General features: G+C 70.1%; 1 protein-coding gene. It reads right to left on the minus strand.

Annotated features, from left to right (window positions below):
* Positions 1 to 32 precede the first annotated feature (32 nt).
* A complete protein-coding gene (gene glgB / locus FNH04_RS43410) occupies positions 33 to 3029 on the minus strand; it encodes a 1,4-alpha-glucan branching enzyme (RefSeq protein WP_407704183.1) in 2997 nt (998 codons plus the stop codon).
* Positions 3030 to 3399 lie beyond the last annotated feature (370 nt).

A 3399-nucleotide genomic window follows, 5' to 3' on the forward strand; every position in this document is an offset into this window, starting at 1 on the left:
GGAATGGGTAGGGGCGGCGGGGGCGAGGAAAGTCACGCCGGGCGGAGCCAGACCGTTGCCAGGGGCGGCAGCGTCAGACGGACGCTCGCCGCACGGCCGTGCCACGGTTGGGGTTCGGGCTTCACCGGGTGCGGATTACGGACGTCGCCACCGCCGTACCCCGCACCATCCGTGTTCAGCACCTCATCCCACGCGGGCACATCCTCCGGCACCCCCACCCGGTACTCGTGCCGCACCACAGGCGAGAAGTTCGACACCGCGAGCAACGGCGAACCGTCCGCCGCGAAGCGCAGGAACGCGAACACGTTGTCCTCCGCCGCGTCCCCCGCGATCCACGCGAAGCCCGAGGGGTCGGTGTCCCGTTCCCAGAGGGCCGGAGTTCCCCGGTACACGGAATTGAGGTCGCGGACGAGGTCGCGTACGCCACGGTGGTCCGCCTCCGCGCCGTAGGCCGGGTCCAGCAGCCACCAGTCGGGACCGTGGGCCTCCGACCACTCCGCCCCCTGGGCGAACTCCTGCCCCATGAACAGGAGCTGTTTGCCGGGGTGTGCCCACATGAAGCCCAGGTACGCGCGATGGGTGGCGCGCTGCTGCCACCAGTCGCCCGGCATCTTCGACACCAGCGACCGCTTGCCGTGGACCACCTCGTCGTGGGAGATCGGCAGCACGTAGTTCTCGCTGTAGGCGTACACCATCGAGAACGTCATCTCGTCGTGGTGGTACTTGCGGTGGACCGGCTCCTTGGAGACATAGCCGAGCGAGTCGTGCATCCAGCCCATGTTCCACTTCAGCCCGAAGCCCAGGCCGCCGAAACCGCCGGGACCCACATCGTGCGTGGCGCGTGTCACGCCGTCCCACGCCGTCGACTCCTCCGCGATCGTCACGACCCCCGGCTCACGCCGGTACACCGTCGCGTTCATCTCCTGCAGGAACGCCACCGCGTCCAGGTTCTCCCGGCCCCCGTGCACGTTCGGCGTCCACTGCCCCGGCTCACGCGAGTAGTCCAGGTAGAGCATCGAGGCCACGGCGTCCACGCGCAGGCCGTCGATGTGGAACTCCTCGCACCAGTACACCGCGTTGGCCACCAGGAAGTTCCGCACCTCACGGCGCCCGTAGTCGAACTCCAGCGTCCCCCAGTCCGGATGCGCCGCCCGCGCGGGGTCCTCGTGCTCGTACAGCGGACGCCCGTCGAACTCCGCGAGCGCCCAGTCGTCCCGCGGGAAGTGGGCGGGCACCCAGTCCATCAGGACCCCGATGCCGGCCTGGTGGAGCCGGTCGATGAGGAGCTTGAAGTCGTCGGGGGTGCCGAGGCGGGCCGTGGGCGCGTAGAACCCGGTCACCTGGTAGCCCCACGAGCCGCCGAACGGATGCTCGGCGACCGGCAGCAGCTCCACATGCGTGAAACCGAGGTCCTTCACGTACGCCGGGAGCTGCTCGGCCAGTTGGCGGTACGTCAGCCCGGGGCGCCAGGACGGCAGGTGCACCTCGTACACCGAGAACGGCGCCTCGTGAGCCGGGCGGTCCGCCCGGCGCGCCAGCCACTCCGCGTCGCCCCACTCGTAGTGCGACGCGTGCACCACGGAGGACGTGTTGGGCGGGGCCTCGGTACGGCGGGCCAGCGGGTCCGCCCGCAGCGTCCTCGTCCCGTCGGGCCGGGTGATCTCGAACTTGTACAGCTCACCCTCACCGATCGACGGCACGAACAGCTCCCAGATCCCGGAGGAGCCGAGGGAGCGCATGGGGAACCCCGTGCCGTCCCAGTAGTTGAAGGTGCCGGCGAGTCGCACGCCGCGCGCGTTCGGCGCCCACACGGTGAACCGGGTGCCGGTCACGCCCTGGTGCTCCATCGGCTCGGCACCCAGCGCCTTCCACAGCTCCTCGTGCCGCCCCTCACCGATCAGATGCAGGTCCAGCTCCCCGATCGCGGGCAGGAAACGGTACGCGTCCTCGGCCTCCTGCACCGTCCCCTCGTATGTGATGAGCAGCCGGTACGAGGCGGGAACGGCCTGGAGCGGCAGCACGGCCGAGAAGAACCCGTCCCCGTCGTCGTACAGCTCGGCCCGCAGCTCGCCCGTGACGACCGTGACCCCCAGCGCGTACGGCCGGAACGCCCGGAACACCACCCCGCCGGGCGCGGGATGCGCACCCAGCACGGAGTGCGGATCGTGGTGCGTACCGCTGAGCAGCCGCTCCCGGTCACCACCCTCGACCGACGGCGAGAAGGGGGTCCGTGGCTCGGGAACGAGTGACGTCGTCTCCGGGCCGGGCTCCTGCTGCGCCGCCCTGGGTTCGGGGATCCGGGCGACGGGTTCGGCGGTGGCGGGTCGCGCGGTGAGGGATTCGGCCGCGACGGGTTCGGTGGTGATGGGTTCCGGGCCTCCCGGCTCGGGGCCGCGAGGGACCACCTCGGCCACCTTCTTCGGCCTCACCGCCTTCTTCGCAGCCGTCTGCTCGGCGGCGGTCTGCTTGGCCGCGGTCTGCTTGGCGGGGGCCTTCTTGGCGGCAGCCGCTTGGCCGGTGGCTTTCCTGGCGGTCGTCTTCTTGGCGGCGGTCTTCTCTGCCACCGCCTCGTCCGCGGCGCTCTCCTGGGCCGTGATCTTCTTGGCCGCGACCTTCTTCGCGGCCGTCTTCGTGGCAGCGGCCTTGCCGACCACGGCCTTCTTGGCAACCGCCTTCTTCGCCGCCGCCTTCTTGGTGACGGCTTTGGTGGCAGCGGGTTCGTCCGCGACGGCTTTGGTGGCAGCGGGCTTGTCGGCGATCGCCTTCTTGGCGACCGTCTCCTTCACGGCGGTCTTCTTGGCTGCGGTCCTCTTCGCAGCCGCCTTCTTGGTGACGGCTTTGGTGGCAGCCGGTTCGTCGGCGACGGCTTTGGTGGCAGCCGGTTCGTCGGCGACGGCTTTGGTGGCAGCGGGTTCGTCGGCGACGGCCTTCTTGGCGACCGTCTCCTTCACGGCGGTCTTCTTGGCCGCGGTCTTCTTCGCCGCCGCCTTCTTGGCCACGCTCTTCTTGGCAACCGCCTTCTTCGCCACGGCCGTGCCCTCACCGGCCTGCCCGGCCTGCCCGGCCTGCCCGGCCTGCCCGGCCTGTTCCGTGACCGCCGTGTCCTCGGCGGTCTTCTTCGGCGTGGCCTTCACCGCTGTTTTCTTGGGCGGAGCCTTCTTCGCCGTGGTCTTCTTGGCTGCTGCTGCCGTCTTCTTCACCCCGGTCCGTTTCGCCGCCGCCTTCTTGGCCACCTTCTTCCCCGCCGTCGGCACCTGTGCCGCAGCGGTCTTCGCGGTCGCGGTGGTCTCGTCTTCGACGGTCTCGTTCTCGGTGGCGCCGTTCTTCTTCGTACTGTCGTCGGACGGGGGGCGGGGGGTCACGGCTGTCTCTTATACCCATCTGAAGCTGCCGACGAAG

Origin of the sequence: Streptomyces phyllanthi (assembly GCF_009377205.1) — a bacterium.
In the GTDB taxonomy this organism is placed as follows: Bacteria; Actinomycetota; Actinomycetes; order Streptomycetales; family Streptomycetaceae; genus Streptomyces; species Streptomyces phyllanthi.